The 16030-nt window shown below is 74.0% G+C and carries 14 protein-coding genes; 12 read left to right on the plus strand and 2 right to left on the minus strand.

The features are described 5' to 3' along the window. Positions 1-6: 6 nt before the first annotated feature. Both ACFYQQ_RS00670 and ACFYQQ_RS00675 read left to right on the plus strand, forming a co-directional pair. Positions 7-1077, plus strand: coding sequence for an ATP-dependent DNA ligase (locus ACFYQQ_RS00670; RefSeq protein WP_355785681.1), 1071 nt, complete (start codon positions 7-9; stop codon positions 1075-1077). A 104-nt stretch (positions 1078-1181) separates the two neighbouring features. Further along, on the plus strand, positions 1182-2204 hold the full coding sequence (locus ACFYQQ_RS00675) for a DUF3048 domain-containing protein (protein ID WP_388902691.1): 1023 nt from the start codon (positions 1182-1184) through the stop codon (positions 2202-2204). A gap of 30 nt (positions 2205-2234) precedes the next feature. On the opposite strand, the gene ACFYQQ_RS00680 is transcribed toward ACFYQQ_RS00675, so the two are convergent. After that, positions 2235-2702, minus strand: a complete 468-nt coding sequence (locus tag ACFYQQ_RS00680) for a MarR family transcriptional regulator (protein WP_355785676.1) — start codon at positions 2700-2702, stop codon at positions 2235-2237. Positions 2703-2947: 245 nt separating this feature from the next. Here ACFYQQ_RS00680 and ACFYQQ_RS00685 point away from each other — a divergent pair, with 245 nt between their 5' ends. Genes ACFYQQ_RS00685 through pcaD form a run of 7 tightly spaced genes read left to right on the plus strand, consistent with a single transcriptional unit; the run spans position 2948 to position 9427 of the window. Next, positions 2948-3721, plus strand: coding sequence for a CoA transferase subunit A (locus ACFYQQ_RS00685; RefSeq protein WP_355785674.1), 774 nt, complete (start codon positions 2948-2950; stop codon positions 3719-3721). Continuing rightward, positions 3721-4365 (plus strand): CoA transferase subunit B, encoded by a 645-nt coding sequence (locus ACFYQQ_RS00690; RefSeq protein ID WP_355785671.1) that lies wholly within the window; start codon positions 3721-3723, stop codon positions 4363-4365. Before ACFYQQ_RS00685 ends, ACFYQQ_RS00690 begins: the two co-directional genes overlap by 1 nt. Next, positions 4362-5564 (plus strand): thiolase family protein, encoded by a 1203-nt coding sequence (locus ACFYQQ_RS00695; RefSeq protein WP_388902696.1) that lies wholly within the window; start codon positions 4362-4364, stop codon positions 5562-5564. The genes ACFYQQ_RS00690 and ACFYQQ_RS00695 overlap by 4 nt, the downstream gene beginning before the upstream one ends. An 8-nt stretch (positions 5565-5572) precedes the next feature. Then, the gene (pcaH, locus tag ACFYQQ_RS00700; protein ID WP_388902699.1) at positions 5573-6343 is read left to right on the plus strand and encodes a protocatechuate 3,4-dioxygenase subunit beta; all 771 of its coding nucleotides are present in this window, start codon (positions 5573-5575) and stop codon (positions 6341-6343) included. A 5-nt stretch (positions 6344-6348) separates the two neighbouring features. Next, the gene (gene pcaG, locus ACFYQQ_RS00705; RefSeq protein WP_355795637.1) at positions 6349-6912 is read left to right on the plus strand and encodes a protocatechuate 3,4-dioxygenase subunit alpha; all 564 of its coding nucleotides are present in this window, start codon (positions 6349-6351) and stop codon (positions 6910-6912) included. Further along, positions 6909-8282 (plus strand): 3-carboxy-cis,cis-muconate cycloisomerase, encoded by a 1374-nt coding sequence (gene pcaB / locus ACFYQQ_RS00710; RefSeq protein WP_356237923.1) that lies wholly within the window; start codon positions 6909-6911, stop codon positions 8280-8282. Before pcaG ends, pcaB begins: the two co-directional genes overlap by 4 nt. Continuing rightward, entirely contained in the window at positions 8279-9427 is a 1149-nt protein-coding gene (gene pcaD / locus ACFYQQ_RS00715) for a 3-oxoadipate enol-lactonase (protein WP_388902703.1), read from the plus strand. The genes pcaB and pcaD overlap by 4 nt, the downstream gene beginning before the upstream one ends. A 67-nt stretch (positions 9428-9494) precedes the next feature. On the opposite strand, the gene ACFYQQ_RS00720 is transcribed toward pcaD, so the two are convergent. Then, on the minus strand, positions 9495-12164 hold the full coding sequence (locus ACFYQQ_RS00720; protein ID WP_355785753.1) for an AAA family ATPase: 2670 nt from the start codon (positions 12162-12164) through the stop codon (positions 9495-9497). A 260-nt stretch (positions 12165-12424) separates the two neighbouring features. Here ACFYQQ_RS00720 and ACFYQQ_RS00725 point away from each other — a divergent pair, with 260 nt between their 5' ends. The 3 genes from ACFYQQ_RS00725 to ACFYQQ_RS00735 all read left to right on the plus strand — a co-directional run bounded on the left by ACFYQQ_RS00725 (position 12425) and on the right by ACFYQQ_RS00735 (position 15923). Further along, complete coding sequence (locus ACFYQQ_RS00725) at positions 12425-13717, plus strand: MFS transporter (protein WP_356237921.1); 1293 nt, start codon at positions 12425-12427, stop codon at positions 13715-13717. 4 nt (positions 13718-13721) lie between these two features. Then, positions 13722-14876 carry an anhydro-N-acetylmuramic acid kinase gene (locus ACFYQQ_RS00730; protein ID WP_388902707.1) on the plus strand — a complete coding sequence of 385 codons (1155 nt, stop codon included), beginning with the start codon at positions 13722-13724 and terminating at the stop codon, positions 14874-14876. A gap of 102 nt (positions 14877-14978) precedes the next feature. Continuing rightward, positions 14979-15923: a DUF2510 domain-containing protein gene (locus ACFYQQ_RS00735; protein WP_356237920.1), complete on the plus strand. Its 945-nt coding sequence runs from the start codon at positions 14979-14981 to the stop codon at positions 15921-15923. The last annotated feature ends 107 nt before the right edge of the window (positions 15924-16030 follow it).

Genomic DNA, 16030 nt, shown 5'->3' on the forward strand with positions numbered 1-16030 from the left:
CGGAGCATGGATCTGCCGGTGATGCCGCCCGTGAAGCCGATGCTCGCCAAGTCCGTGGCGAAGATCCCGCCGGGCATGCAGTACGAGGCGAAGTGGGACGGGTTCCGGGCGATCGTGTTCCGCGACGGCGCCGAGATCGAGCTGGGCAGCCGTACCGGCAAGCCGTTGACCAGGTATTTCCCCGAGCTGGTGGAGGCCCTTCGGGAGCGGCTGCCGGAGCGCTGCGTGATGGACGGGGAGATCGTGATCGCCCGGGACGGGCGGCTCGACTTCGACGCGCTGACGGAGCGCATCCATCCGGCGGCCTCACGCGTAAGGACGCTGGCGGAGCGGACCCCGTCCTCCCTGGTGGTCTTCGACCTGCTGGCACTGGCGGACGAGTCGCTGCTCGACGTGCCGCTCACCGACCGGCGCGCCCTGCTGACGAGCGCCCTGGCCGGGGTCGGCGCCCCGGTGCACGTCGCTCCGGCGACGACGGACATCGAGGTGGCCCGGCAGTGGTTCGAGCAGTACGAGGGAGCGGGTCTGGACGGGGTGATCGCCAAGCCACCGACGGTCCCCTACCGGCAGGACGAGCGCGCCATGTTCAAGATCAAGCACGAGCGCACCGCGGACGTCGTGGTCGCGGGCTACCGCTTCCACAAGAGCGGACCCGTCGTCGGCTCGCTGCTGCTCGGCCTGTACGACGACCGGGGCGCGCTCCAGCACGTCGGGGTGTCCGCGGCCTTCACCATGAAGCGCCGCGCGGAACTGGTGGAGGAGCTGGAGCCGCTGCGGATGCCGGACGTCGGGAGCCATCCGTGGGCCGCGTGGGCCGAGGAGGCCGCCCACGAGTCGGCCCGGCTGCCCGGAGCGCCGAGCCGCTGGTCGTCGAAGAAGGACCTCTCCTGGGTGCCGCTGCGGCCCGAACGGGTGGCGGAGGTGGCGTACGACCACATGGAGAACGGGGCCCGGTTCCGGCACACGGCCCGCTTCCGCCGCTGGCGCCCGGACCGTACGGCCGAGAGCTGCACCTACGGGCAGCTGGAGGAGCCGGTGCGCTACGACCTCGCGGAGATCCTCGGACCGCCCGCCTGACCGGGTCCGCAGCGAGGGACGGCGTCTCCCCGTCTCTCGCTGAGCCGTTCGGCCCAGGCGACGCGCACAATCGGAAGAGATCGGGTATGGCCACCGATGAACATATGAGCGCACAATCGACAGCACAGGACATGGTGGCCACGGTGGGCATGGGACGGATGACACGGATGCGGCGCGGCGTGACGACGGCGGCGCTGCTGGCCGCCGCGGTGACGGGCTCCCTGGTGACGGGCTGCACGTCCGGCGGCGGCCCGGGCGACGACGGGCGCGGACGGCACGACGAGCCGGCCCCCACGGACTCCGCCGGGAGACCCGCGGACCCGGTGCTGGCCGTGAAGATCGACAACGCGAGCGCCGCCCGGCCCCAGACGGGGCTGAACGCCGCGGACGTCGTGTACGCGGAGCAGGTCGAGGGCGGGCTGAGCCGGCTGATGGCGGTGTACGCGACCCGGCTGCCCGAGACGGTGGGCCCGGTGCGCAGCGCCCGCGAGTCGGACCTGGAACTCCTGCGCCAGTTCCACGAGCCGACGCTCGCCTTCTCGGGCGCGCAGCACAAGCTGCTGCCGCTGATCGACAAGGCGCCGCTGGACCCGGTCCGTCCCGAGGAGAACTCCGCCGCGTACTTCCGCGGCACCGACAGGGCCGCCCCGCACAACCTCTACCTCCGTCCTCGGAAGCTGATGGACGCGGCGCCGGGCGCGGACGCGCTGACGACGGGTTTCCGCTTCGGGGCGGCGCCCGCGGGCGGCACTCCGCAGGCCGAGCGCACGGTCCGCTTCCCCGCGGCCCGCTTCACCTTCACCTGGTCCGCGGAGCGGGAGCGCTGGCTGGTGGCGATGGACGGCAGGCCGACGGTGACGACGGACGCCGGGCGGGCGGCCCCGGCGACCGTGGTCGTGCAGCACGTGACGGTGCGGACGTCCCGGTTCCACGACGTACTGGGGAACTACACGCCGTACACGCAGACCGTCGGGTCGGGCAAGGCCGAAGTGCTGCGCGACGGGCGGGTGTTCGACGCCGAGTGGCACCGCGGATCGGCGGCGGACGGCACGGAGTTCACGACGGCGGACGGCAAGCGGATGAACTTCGCCGAGGGCCAGGTGTGGGTGGTCTTCACCAAATCCTGACGCGGGCGGGCCGTCCGTCCGGAGGCGGGGTCAGGCCGTGCCGGCCGCGAGGGGCTCCCCGGGGTTGCGCAGGCTCTCGGCGGCGTCCGCGACCCGCTGGATGAGGTCGAGGAACAGCGTCTGCTCCTCGGCGGACAGCGGGCCGAGGAAGACCTGGTTCATCCGCGCCGTGCGCACGGTCAGCTTGCGGTGGGTGCGCGTCCCCTCGTCGGTGAGGCGGAGCAGGAAGCGGCGGCCGTCCTGCGGGTCGCGCACCTTGTCCAGCAGACCGCGGCGGCCGAGCCGGCTGATGACCTCGGCGATCGTGGACCGGTCCAGGCCCACCCGCTCCCCCACCGTGCGCTGGTCCAGCCCCGGTTCGGCGACGAGCGCGTTCAGGACCGCGAACTGCGGTGAGGTGATCTCCTCGGACACCATCGTGTTCCACAGCAGGTAGTGCGCCTGCTGGAGTCGCCGGGCGAGGTGCCCGGGGTGGGTGGAGAGGTCCACCGCGGCCATGTGCGCTCCTTGGTCCGCGTACCCGCGGGCTCCCGCGACGTACCAGGTCGGTTTTTCGTTGGTGCACTGAACGATACCGGGCCACCCGTCACCTGTCTCGGGCGCGTCGTCCCTCTCAATGGCTTGCCAGCAGAGGGCCTTGACTGTCCGGGGCGCGGGTGGCAGCGTGTGGGCCACCTCGGATAGATACTCAGTGCCCTGACTAACTGCGGCACTGGTCGCTCGGGAGAGATGGGGCTTCACGGATGGACAAGGTGGTCGCCACGGCCCTCGGGGCGGTGGCCGATGTACCGGACGGCGCGACACTGGCGGTCGGAGGATTCGGCCTCAGCGGGGTGCCGACGGCACTGATCGACGCGCTGTACGAGCGCGGCGTGTCCGGCCTGGGCGTGGTGTCCAACAACTGCGGCGCGATGGAGTCCGGCCTCGCGGTCCTGCTCGCGGCGGGCCGCATCGCCCGCGTCACCGGCTCCTACATCGGCGCGAACAAGGAGTTCGCCCGCCAGTACCTGGCCGGTGAGCTGGAGGTCGAGATGATCCCGCAGGGGACGCTCGCCGAGAGGCTGCGGGCCGGCGGCGCCGGGATCCCCGCCTTCTACACCCCGGCCGGGGTGGGCACCCAGGTCGCGGACGGCGGACTGCCCTGGCGCTACGACGGCTCCGGCGGCGTCGCGCTGGCCTCGCCACCCAAGGAGGTGCGGGAGTTCGACGGCACCGAGTACGTACTGGAGCGCGGCATCCGCACCGACTTCGCGCTGGTGCGGGCCGCGAAGGGCGACCGGCACGGCAACCTCGTCTTCAACAAGTCCGCGCGGAACTTCAACCCGCTCGCGGCGATGGCCGGACGGATCACGATCGCCGAGGTGGAGGAGCTGGTGGAGCCGGGCGCCATCGACCCCGACGCGGTCCACCTCCCGGGTGTCTTCGTGCAGCGCGTCGTCGCGCTGACCCCGGAGCAGGCGAGCGCCAAGCGGATCGAGAAGCGGACGGTCACGGCCGGCGGAACGGAAGGCGTGTGATGGCCTGGAGCAGGGAGCAGATGGCCGCCCGGGCGGCGCGCGAGCTGCGGGACGGGCAGTACGTGAACCTCGGCATCGGCCTGCCGACGCTGATCCCCAACCACCTCCCGCCGGGCGTGGAGGTGGTCCTGGAGTCGGAGAACGGCATCCTGGGCACCGGCCCCTACCCCACCGAGGACCAGGTCGACCCCGATCTGATCAACGCCGGCAAGGAGACCGTGACGGTCCTGCCCGGCGCCTCCTACTTCGACTCGGCCCTGTCCTTCGGCATGATCCGGGGCGGCCACATCGACGTCGCGGTGCTCGGCGCCATGCAGGTCTCCGCGGGCGGCGACCTGGCCAACTGGGCGGTCCCCGGCAAGCTGATCACCGGCATCGGCGGGGCCATGGACCTGGTGCACGGCGCCCGCACCGTCGTCGTCGTGATGACCCACACCGCCAAGGACGGCTCCCCCAAGATCCTCAGGGAGTGCGCGCTGCCGCTCACCGGCAAGGCCTGCGTCGACCGGATCATCACCGACCTCGGCGTCCTGGACGTCACGCCGGCCGGGCTGGTGCTCGTGGAGACCGCGCCGGGCGTCACCGCCGAGGAGATCACCGCAAGGACCGCCGCCGAGGTGCACGTGCCCGAGGAGATCTCATGAAGGACGTCTACATCGTCGACGCGGTCCGCACGCCGGTCGGCAGGTACAACGGCGCCCTGGCCGGCGTCCGCCCCGACGACCTGGCCGCCCACGCCATCCGTGGACTCCTCGCCCGCACACCCGACCTGGACCCGGCGCGGATCGAGGACGTGTACTTCGGCAACGCCAACGGCGCGGGCGAGGAGAACCGCAACGTCGGCCGCATGGCCGCCCTGCTCGCCGGACTGCCCACCTCCGTGCCCGGCGTCACCGTCAACCGCCTGTGCGCCTCGGGGCTCGAAGCCGTCCTCCAGGCCGCCCGGGCCATCGCGGTCGGCGACGCCTCCATCGCGCTGGCCGGCGGCGTCGAGTCGATGACCCGCGCCCCCTACGTGCTGCCCAAGAACGACAAGCCGTTCCCGGCGGCCCACACCGAGCTGTACTCGACCACCCTGGGCTGGCGCATGGTCAACCCGCGGATGGCACCCCAGTGGACCGTCCCGCTCGGCGAGTCGGCCGAACTGATCGCCGAGAAGCACGGGATCACCCGCGAGCGGCAGGACGAGTACGCGCTCGCCAGCCACCGCAAGGCTGCCGAGGCGCAGGCGGCGGGACTGTTCGACGCCGAGATCGTGCCCGTGCCCGTCCCCCGCCGCACAGGCGACCCGGTCCTCGTCACCGCGGACGAGTCCGTGCGCGCGGACGCGTCCCTGGAGGCGATGGCCCGGCTGAAGCCGTCCTTCCGCACGGAGCACGGGACCGTCACGGCGGGCAACGCCTCGCCGCTCAACGACGGGGCCGCCGCACTGCTCCTCACCGACGAGGAAGGACTGCGGGCCACCGGCCGCGAACCACTCGCCCGGGTCGGCCCGTCCGGCGTCAGCGCGACCGACCCGCACTACTTCGGGCTCGCCCCCGTCGAGGCCGTCGAGCGGGCACTCGCCAAGGCGGGCAAGGGCTTCGGCGACCTGACGACACTGGAGCTCAACGAGGCCTTCGCCGCCCAGGTGTTCGGCTGCGTCGCCGAATGGCCCGGGTTCGACCCCGCGATCCTCAACCCGCGGGGCGGCGCGATCGCGATCGGCCACCCGCTCGGCGCGTCCGGCGCCCGCCTCGCGGGCACCGTCGCCCACCAGCTCAAGGCCGCCGGATCCGGCACCGGCGTCGCCACCCTCTGCATCGGCGTGGGCCAGGGCCTCGCCCTCGTCCTCGAACGCTAGGAAGTCCCATGGCTCACACCCAGTCGGACATCGACACCGAGGTCGACGACCTCCAGAACGCCTACGACACGGCCGTGGCCGGCGGTGCGCCGGTCCGCCACCACCCGCCGCGCGGATACGCGCCGTACCGCAGCTCGGTGCTGCGCCACCCCAAGCAGCCGCTGGTCGCCGTGAACGGCGGCGACCCGGAGACGGTCGAGCTGTCCGGACCGGTCTTCGGCGCCACCGACACCACCGAGACCGACAACGACCTCACGCGCCGGCACCAGGGCGAGCCGCTCGGCGAGCGCATCACCGTCTCCGGGCGCCTCCTCGACAGCCACGGCCGTCCCGTACGCGGACAGCTCGTCGAGATCTGGCAGGCCAACGCCTCGGGCCGCTACGCCCATCTGCGCGACCAGCACCCGGCGCCGCTCGACCCCAACTTCACCGGCGTGGGACGGACTCTGACGGATCATCAGGGGCGGTACTCCTTCACCACGATCAAGCCGGGCGCGTACCCGTGGCGCAACCACACCAACGCCTGGCGGCCCGCGCACATCCACTTCTCGCTGTTCGGCACGGCGTTCACCCAGCGGCTCGTGACGCAGATGTACTTCCCGAACGACCCGCTGTTCCGCTACGACCCGATCCTGCGGTCCGTGACCGACGAGGCCGCCCGCGCGCGGCTGGTCGCGACGTACAACCACGACCTGTCCCAACCCGAGTTCTCGCTCGGCTACGAGTGGGACATCGTGCTGGACGGTCCCTCCGCCACCTGGATCGAGGAAGGCCGTTGACCGCCATGAGCGACAAGCCGCTCCCCACCCCCTCGCACACCGTCGGCCCGTTCTACGGGTACGCGCTGCCGTTCCCGGACGGCGGGCAGGTGGCGCCCAAGGGGCACCCCGACACGATCACTCTGCACGGACACGTGCTCGACGGCGCCGGCGACCCGGTCCCCGACGCCCTCCTGGAGTTCTGGCAGGCGGCCCCGGACGGATCGCTGAAGGGCGCCCCCGGCTCCCTGCGCCGCGACCCGGTGACCGGCGGCCACCTCGGCCGCAACGGCACCGACTTCACGGGCTTCGGGCGCGTCGCCACGGACGCCGACGGGCACTACGCCCTGCACACGCTGCCGCCGGGCAACACCGGGCTGCCGTACATCAGCGTGTGCGTGTTCGCCCGCGGCCTGCTGCACCACCTGTTCACCCGCGCGTACCTGGCGGACGGCGCGGATCCGCTGCTCGACTCGCTCCCGGCCGACCGGCGCGCCACGCTGCTCGCGGCCGAGGGGGAGCACCGGACGTACCGTTTCGACATCCGCCTTCAGGGCGAAGGCGAAACGGTCTTCCTGGAGTTCCAGTGACAGCTGTCGACCCCCTCGGCTCCGACACCGGCCTGCTGGCCCCCGGCTGGGCGGGCTCGCCCGCGGCGGCCGCGACCGGCGACACCGCGTATCTGCGGGCACTGCTCGACGCGGAGGCCGCGCTGACGCGGGCCCAGGTGTCGCTCGGGCTGGCTCCCGCGGCGGCGGCCGACGCGGTGGACGCGGAGGCCGACGCCGCGCGCTTCGACGCCGGGGCGATCGCGCTGCGCGCCCGGGCGGGCGGCAACCCGGTGATCCCGCTGGTCGGAGAGCTGACGGCGGCGGTAGGCGAGGAGTTCGGGCCGTACGTCCACCGGGGAGCCACCAGCCAGGACATCCTCGACACGGCCGCCATGCTGGTGGCCGCGCGCACGCTGGACCCGCTCCTGGCCGACCTCGACCGCACCCAGTCGGCGCTGGCCCGGCTCGCAGTACGCCACCGGGACACCGCGATGCCGGGGCGGACGCTCACGCAGCACGCGGTGCCCACGACCTTCGGTCTGAAGGCGGCGGGATGGCGGTCGCTGGTGCTGGACGCCAGGGACCGCCTTGCGGCCGTACGGGACGCACTGCCCGTTCAGCTCGGGGGCGCGGCGGGGACGCTGGCCGCCTTCACGGTGTTCGGAGCGGACGCGGCGGACGTGACGGCACCCCGTGCACCCGTCGACACGCACGCGCTGACGGTGGCGTACGCCCGTGAACTCGGGCTCGCCGCACCGCTGTTGCCCTGGCACACCCTGCGTACGCCCGTCGCGGACCTGGCCGGGGCGCTGGCCTTCACGGCGGGCGCGCTCGGCAAGGCGGCCGTGGACGTACTCACCCTCTCGCGTACCGAGATCGGCGAGCTGGCGGAGGGCACGGGCGGTGGGTCCTCGGCGATGCCGCACAAGGCCAATCCGGTCCGGGCGACGCTGATCGCCGCGGCGGCCCGGCGGGCACCGCACCTCGCGGCCGGCCTCTACGCGTCGATGGCCGCCGAGGACGAGCGCCCCGCCGGTGCCTGGCACGCCGAGTGGGAGCCGTTGCGCGATCTGCTGCGGCTGACCGGCGGCGCGGCCCGCGACGCCGCGGAACTCGCCGAGGGCCTGCGGGTCGACGCGGACGCCATGCGCGCCCACCTCGGGCTCACCCACGGGCTGATCGTCTCCGAGCGGCTCGCCGCCGAACTCGCCCCCGTCCTCGGCCGGGCCCGCGCCAAGGATCTGCTGACGCGGGCCGCCGGGCGGGCCGTCGCGGAGGACCGGCCCCTCGCCGACGTGCTCCGCGAGGAGCCGCGGCTCGCGGAGCTCGACCTCGCGGAACTCACCGACCCCACCCGCTATCTCGGCTCCGCCGGAGCCCTCACCGACCGTGCCCTGGAGCGATCGTGACCACCGAGCCGTCCGGCGAGCTGCCGCACCACCGCGCCGAGGGGGCCGCCACCGCTCCCCCGCTGCTCCTCGGCCCGTCGCTCGGCACGTCAACCGCGCTGTGGGACGCGGTCGCGCCCGAACTGTCGGTCACCCACCGGGTGGTCCGCTGGGACCTGCCAGGGCACGGAGGTTCGCCCGCGGACCTGATCGGCCCGGGCGCGACGGTCGCCGACCTGGCGGGGCTCGTCCTGGCGCTCGCCGACGCCCTCGGCGTCGAGCGGTTCGCGTACGCCGGGGTGTCCCTGGGCGGCGCGGTCGGGCTGCACCTGGCCGCGCACCACCCCGAGCGGGTGTCGTCCCTCGCCGTCATCTGCTCCTCGGCCCACTTCGGCGGCGCCCGGCCGTGGCGGGAGCGGGCCGAACTCGTCCGGCGGGACGGCTTGGAGCGCCTCGCGGCGACCGCCGACGCCCGTTGGTTCACGCCGGGGTTCACGGTGCCGCGGCTCGTCGAGGACCACCGGAACGCGGACCCTCGGGCGTACGCCGCCTGCTGCGACGCGCTGGCGGCCTTCGACCTGCGTGACCGGCTGGCGTCGATCACCGTCCCGACGCTGCTGGTCGCGGGCCGCGAGGATCCGGCGACACCGCCCGCGCATCTGCGGGAGATCGCGGACGCGGTGCCGGGCTCCTCGCTCACCGAGATCGCGGGCGCCTCGCATCTGGCGCCCGCGGAGCGCCCGGAGGCCGTGCTCGCGGCGCTGCGCGGGCACTTCGGGGGCTACGCCGCCAGTGGGACGGCCGTACGCCGTGAGGTCCTCGGCGACGCGCACGTGGACCGCGCCCAGTCCCGGCAGACCCCCTTCACCGCTCGGTTCCAGGACTTCATCTCGCGCTACGCGTGGGGCGAGATCTGGACCGACCCGACGCTGAGCCGCCGCGAGCGCAGCCTGATCACGCTGACCGCCCTGGTCGCGCACGGGCACCACGACGAACTGGCGATGCACGTCCGCGCCGCCCGGCGCAACGGACTCACGCCGGAGGAGATCGGGGCGGTGCTGCTGCAGACCGCGGTGTACTGCGGTGTCCCGGCCGCCAACTCGGCCTTCGCCGTGGCCCAGCGGGTGCTCGCGGAGGACGACGAGGACCGCGGCCGACCCCGCTGACGCGCCGGCGGCGGCCGCGCCGGGCCGGGTCGGCGGTCCGCCGCCTGCGGGGTCCTGCCCGGAGCGGTCAGAGGCCCCGGAGAGCCAGTTCGGCCTTGGTCACCAGGCCGTCCGCGCCGCACGAACGGGCCAGCGTCAGGCCCTTGTCGAGTTCGGCGGCCGAGCGGGAGGCGATGCCGTACTCGACGCGGGCCGCCGCGTGTTCGTACTGGCAGGGCGAGGCTTCGAGGTAGGTGACGGCCTGCCCGGCCAGCCGTACCGCGCGCTGCCCCGACTCCAGGGCCGCCGCACAGCGCAGCGCCTCCCCGATGGCGGTGTCCGTACCGAAGCGCTCCGCCTGGCGGCGGGCCTCGGCGGCCAGGGCGGCGGCGCGTACCGGGTCGTCGGTGGCCAGCGCCCGGGCGAGGTCGACGGCCCACGGCGCCAGCACCGTGTTGTGGTGCCCGCGGGAGGTCGCGGCCTTCTCCGCGGCCTCCAGTTCGTTGATGCCTTCCTTCGTCCGGCCGACGGCCAGCAGCAGCCGGCCGCGTACCGACCGGGTGTCCGGCAGCACGATCGTGGACGGGTACGGCGGCGCGAATCCGTAGCGCTCGGCGATCTCCTCGGCCTCGTCGACGTGACCGCGGGCGAGCAGCGTGTCGATGAGTCCGCAGGTCGCCGACCAGTACAGGGGCAGTCCGCGGCCGACCCGCTCGGCGAGGCGCAGGGACTCGCGCTGGGAGGCCTCGGCGTCGACGAGACGGCCGCGCCTGCGGTGCGCGAGACCGAGGTAGGCGTGCGCCAGGGCGAGGTGGCCGCCGCTCCAGCCCGCCGACTCGTAGGCGCGCAGGGCTTCGCTGAACAGGCTCTCCGCGCGGTCGAGCCGGTCCGCGTAGGCGTACGAACTGCTCAGCATCATGAGGAGTTCGATGCCCCACTCGGTGTCGGTCCAGCCGAGTCCGGGTGCGAGGCGGCCGTTGACGAGGGCGCGGTCGCAGAGTTCCGCGACCTCTTCGGCGTTCTCCCCGTGCATCATCGCGTCGAAGCCGCGCAGGATGAGCAGCGCCCGCTCGGAGTTGTCCCGTCCGGTGCAGGTCTTCACGAGTTCGGCGAGGCCGTGCGAGCCTCCCGAGGATCCGTCCTCCCCGGCGTGCAGGCCCTCCCACATGTAGTGCACGGCCTGCAGCCGCATCCGGGCCGGCCCCGGTTCGAGCCGGGCGACCTCGGCGTCGACCGTGCGGACGGCCTCCTCCAACTGGTCGTTGTGCAGCAGCGCCTGGGAGAGGCGGTAGACGGCGTCGACGCGCTCCTCGCCTTCGAGGCCGTGCATCTCCAGTGCGGCGCGCAGGTGGCCGATGGTCCTGGCGGGTGCCGTCAACAGGGTGGCGCAGCCCAGTTCGTACAGCACGCGGGCGTGGGTGTCGGGCAGCGGGGGTTCCTTGAGGGCGCGCTCCAGGCAGCGGCGGGCCGCGTCCGGCGCGCCGACCGCGAGGTGTTCCCGGGCGGCCTCGCGCAACTGGTCGACCAGCTCGGGGTCGTCGTCCGGGTGCACTTCGAGGAGGTGGCGGGAGGCGGCCGCGGCGCCGCGTCCGGAGTCCGTGACCGCCCACGCGGCCTGGCCGTGCATCGCCGTGCGCAGGGCGTCCGGGATGGAGCGGTAGACGGCGCTGGCGATGAGCGGGTGCACGAACTCCAGCTCGCCCTCGACGGTCTGCCCGGAGGCGTCCTGAGTGGTCGTCAGGATGCGTGAGGCGGTGAGTAGTTCGGCGCAGCGCACGGCCTCCTCGCTCGGCATCCCGGCGAGCTGGGCGGCGAGGTCGAGGGAGATCTGGGTGCCGAGGATCGCGGCCGCCCACGCGAAGCGGGTGGCGTCGATGCCGAGCCCTTCGAGGCGGGCGACGAGACCGCGGCCGCGCGCCGAGCGGTTGAGGGCGCGCAGTTCGGCGGCGGACGCCTCGACCGGTTCCAGGTCGCTGTCCTGCACCTTGGCGAGGAGTTCCACGGTCTCGTACGGGTTGCCGCCGGTGACGGCCCACACCTCGCGGCAGAACGGCGCGTCGGCGTGCTCGCCCAGCGTGGCGCGGGTGATCCCGGCCGTCGCGTCGGGGGTCAGCGCGCTCAGCCGGGTGACGGGACGGGCCGCGGCGGCGACCATGTCGAGGAGGCGGGCGCTCTCGCCGTGCACGTCGCCGGGACGGCGGGCGACCACGACCAGGACGGACAGGTCGTCGAGCCGCTCGGCGAACGCGGCGAGCCAGCGCAGCGTCTCCTGGTCGGCCCAGTGCGCGTCGTCCACGAGCAGCACGAGCGGCCACTCACGCTTGGCCAGCCGCCGTACCGCGGCGACCAGTCCGTCGCACACGCCCTGCGGGTCGGGCTGGCGGTCGCCGGGCTCGGCCACACCGAGCGCGGGTCCGGCGATGTCGTACCAGTCGCCCAGGTACTCGCGCGCCTCCTCCGGCATGAGCGAGACGAGGGCGGGTTGCAGCAACTGGCGTACGACGTTGAAGGGGACGGACGTGACGGTCTCGCCGCCGCGTGCCGACCACACCGTGCAGCCGCTGTCCTCCGCGATGCGGCGCGCCTCGGCGAGGAGGGCGGTCTTGCCGAGGCCCGCCTCGCCGGTGACCACCAGCAGGCTTCCCGAGGACGCCGAGTCCGCGCGCAGGGCGGTGATCGCCCGCCGGACCGTGGCGACTTCCTCGTCGCGCTCCCACAGGGAGGCCGAGGCGGCCACCTGGGGCCGTGCCTCCGTCATCCCGCTACCTCCCCAGGTCGCCCAAACGACGTACAGGTATCGAGCCTAGCCGTCCGGGAGCCGAAGTGGAGGCGGGACCGTGCACCTGTTGCCTTCGAGGGTGACGGCGGGTGCCCGAGGACGACGCCGCGGGGCTCCGACCTGCCGCCGTGAAAGTTGTCGTCAGTCAACACCGGTGAAACTGACGGTAACTTTCCGACATGGACGCGACCGGACCGCTTCGCCGGCGCCGGTCCCCACCGGCCGCGGGAGGAACCGACATGACCGTCCCCGTGCGGGGCACACCGTCACACGCCGTCCGGCCCGAGCACTCCCGCAGAGCCCTGTTCGCGGGTTCGGTGGGCAACTTCATCGAGTGGTACGAGTTCGGGGTGTACGGCTACCTCGCCACGGTCATCGCGGCGCGGTTCTTCACTCCCGAGGGCGGCAGCGAGGCGGAGGCGCTGGTCAGGACGTACGCGTCCTTCGCGCTCGCGTTCTTCTTCCGGCCCGTGGGCGCCGCCCTGTTCGGCCGGCTCGGCGACCGGATCGGGCGCCGCCCGGTCCTCGTCACGGTGATCGTCCTGATGACGGCGGCGACGACGCTGATCGGCGCGCTGCCCACGTACGCCACGGCGGGGGCGCTCGCGCCGTGGCTGCTCACCTTCCTCCGGGTGCTCCAGGGCCTGTCCGCGGGCGGGGAGTTCGGCGGTGCGGTGTCGGTCATGACCGAGTTCGCGCCGCCGGGCCGGCGGGGCCTCTACGGGTCGTGGCAGTCGTTCACCGTCGCGCTGGGGCTCCTCGCCGGGGCCGCGGTGGCGGCGGTGCTCGCCACCGTGCTCACCGCCTCCCAACTGGCCGACTGGGGCTGGCGGGTGCCGTTCCTGCTGACGCTGCCGCTGGGCCTGGGCGCCCTGTGGCTGCGACTGCGGCTCGACGAGACGCCGTCCTTCCGCGAGGAGCGGGAGCGGGAGCCGCGGCGGCCGCCGGGCGGCGAGGTCGCCCGGGCGATCGCGCTCGGGGCCGCCCGGATCATGGGGTGGGCGGCGGCCGGCTACGCGTTCCTCGTGGTGCTGCCCTCCTATCTGCAGAACTCGCTCGACGCCACGTTCCGGCAGGCGCTGCTCGCCACGGTCCTCGCCAACCTCGGCTTCGCGGCCACGATCGTCCCGGCGGGCCTGCTCAGCGACCGCGTCGGGCGGCGCCCGGTGATGCTGACGGGCGCGGTCCTGGTCGCGGTCCTGGCGATCCCGCTCCTCGACCTGCTCCAGGACGGCGGTACCTCCAACGCGGTGAAGGGCGCCGCGGTGTGCGCGGCGGGCGCGGTCGTCGGGCTGATGGCCGGGCCCGGGCCGGCGATGCTCTCCGAGATGTTCCCCACGAGCGTGCGCTACACGGGCCTGGGACTCGCCTACTCCCTGTCCAACGCGGTGTTCTCGGGCTGCGCGGGCCTCATCATCACCAAGACGATCGAGCGGACCGGGAGCGTGGACGTCCCCGCCTACTACGCGGCGGCGGCCTGCGCGGTCAGCGCCCTCGCGCTGGCCACCCTCCGTGACGAGAAGGGGAGTTGAGCGGATGCGGGTGATCGGCCTGATGTCCGGCACGTCGTACGACGCGATCGACGCGGCGGCGGCCGACCTGACGCTCGACGGGGACGGCCTCACGCTGCGCCCGCTCGGGCTGGTGAGCGAGAGGTACGACGACGGCCTGCGGGCGGCGCTGGAGAGGGCGCTGCCGCCCGCGGCCACCGGCCTGGCCGAGGTCTGCGCACTGGACACGCGGATCGGGCGGGCCTTCGCGGCGGCCGCCGTGCACGCGAACCGTGAACTGTGCGACGGCGCGGCCGAGTTGGTCGCCTCGCACGGCCAGACCGTCTACCACTGGGTCCGGGACGGGCAGGTGCACGGCACCCTCCAGCTCGGGCAGCCCGCGTGGATCGCCGAGGCGACCGGCCTGCCGGTGGCCGCCGACTTCCGGCCCCGGGACATCGCCGCCGGCGGCCAGGGGGCGCCGCTGGTGAGCCTGGTCGACCGGTGGTGGCTGCGCGGCCGTCCCGGCACGCCGGTCGCGCTGAACATCGGCGGCATCGCGAACCTCACCGCACCCGACGGGACCGCCTTCGACACCGGGCCCGGCTGCGCGCTCCTGGACGCCGCCGCGCGGGGCCTGAGCGGCGGCCGCCTCGACCACGACGTGGACGGCGCCCTCGCCCGGCGGGGCACGGTGCACGAAGCGCTGCTGCGCCGGCTGCTCGACGATCCGTACTACGCCCTGCCCGCACCCAAGACGACGGGCAAGGAGCTGTTCCATCCCGGCTATCTGCGGGACGCGCTGGCGGGTTTCGGGACGCTGACCGCCGAGGACGTCATCGCGACGCTGACCCGGCTGACGGCCCGGACGATCGCGGACGCGGTGCGCTCGGTGCGGGCCACGGAGGTGATCGCGTCCGGCGGCGGCACCCGCAATCCGGTGCTGATGGCGTGGCTGGCCGCCGAGTTGCCGGGGGTGACGCTGCGCGGCTCCGGTGAGCTGGGCCTGCCGTCGGCCGCGAAGGAGGCGTACGCCTTCGCCGTCCTGGGCTTCCTGACGGTGCACGGGCTCCCCGGCAACGACCCGGCCGCCACCGGGGCGCGGCATCCCCGGGTGCTCGGTTCGCTCACCCCGGGACCGGAGGGCCTGCGGCTGCCGGCGCGTCCGGACCGGGCACCGGTGCGGCTCGTCGTGCGCTGACCCGCCCCCGGCGCCGCGTGCGACGACGGACCTGGAGTTGCGGGGCCCCACTTCGGGAGCCCTCTCATCCGCCTTTCACCCGGGGCTCATACGGTGGGCACCATGACGCAGGCGACTCCTCCCGGCTGGTATCCCGACCCGGGACAGACAAGTGACGGTCCGCCCACCGAGCGCTGGTGGGACGGCAACGCATGGACGGACCAGACCCGCGCCGCCGGGTCGGCCCCGCACTGGGGTCCCCCGGCCTATCCGCCCGGGGCCGGGGCCCCGCCGGGCGCACCGGCCCGGCGCCGGCTGCGCACGGGCATAGCCGTCGCCGTCGCCGTCGCGGTGCTCGCCGGCATAGGCGGCGGCGTCTACGCGCTGACGAAGGACGACGGCGACGGCAGCACCACCAGCGCCGCCTCCCGGGCGCCGGGCGGGAAGGACGACCGGGGCGGCAACGGCGGCTCCGAGGACGGCCCTCCCGGCGGCCCGGACGGCCGGACACCGTCGCCGGACGCGTCGGGCAGGCCGCCCACGGAGGACGGATTCGCCACCGACGCGCTGAACGGCATCGCGATCCCGGTCCCCGACGGCTGGACCGGACAGAGCGGGATGAGCGCCGCGGTGACCTCGGACGACTCCTACAAGTGCCCGGGTGACACCTCGAAGGTGTGCACCAAGGGCGGGGCGTACTCGGCGCCCGCGCTCGCCCTGAAGCTCAAGGCCACCAAGCCCGAGGCCGCGGCCAAGGAGGACATCTCCAAGAACGCCGAGGAGTCCTACGGAGGCGCGTCCTACGGCAAGATCACCTCGCACCGGGAGCTGGCCTCCGAGGCGGTGACCGTGGCCGGGCAGAAGGGCTACCTGGTCCGCTGGAAGGTCGTGACGAGCAAAGGCGACGACGGCTACGTCCAGTCCTTGGCCTTCCCCTCCCCGGCGGCCTCCGGGCAGCTGGTCGTCGTGCGCTTCGGCGTCGACGTCAGTACGAAGGCGACCGTCATCGACGAGATCACCAAGGGCATCAAGCAGGCGGCGGGCGGCGGCGACGGCGAGAAGGTGTAGGCGGGGCGCCGGATCCGCCCGCACATGAGTCGGCCGGGTGGGGCTCCCCTCCGCTCAAGAGGAACCCCACCCGGCCGGGGTGCGCGCCGCCCCCGTCCCCACGGTGC

The organism is Streptomyces sp. NPDC005496 (assembly GCF_042872045.1).
In the GTDB taxonomy this organism is placed as follows: domain Bacteria; phylum Actinomycetota; class Actinomycetes; order Streptomycetales; family Streptomycetaceae; genus Streptomyces.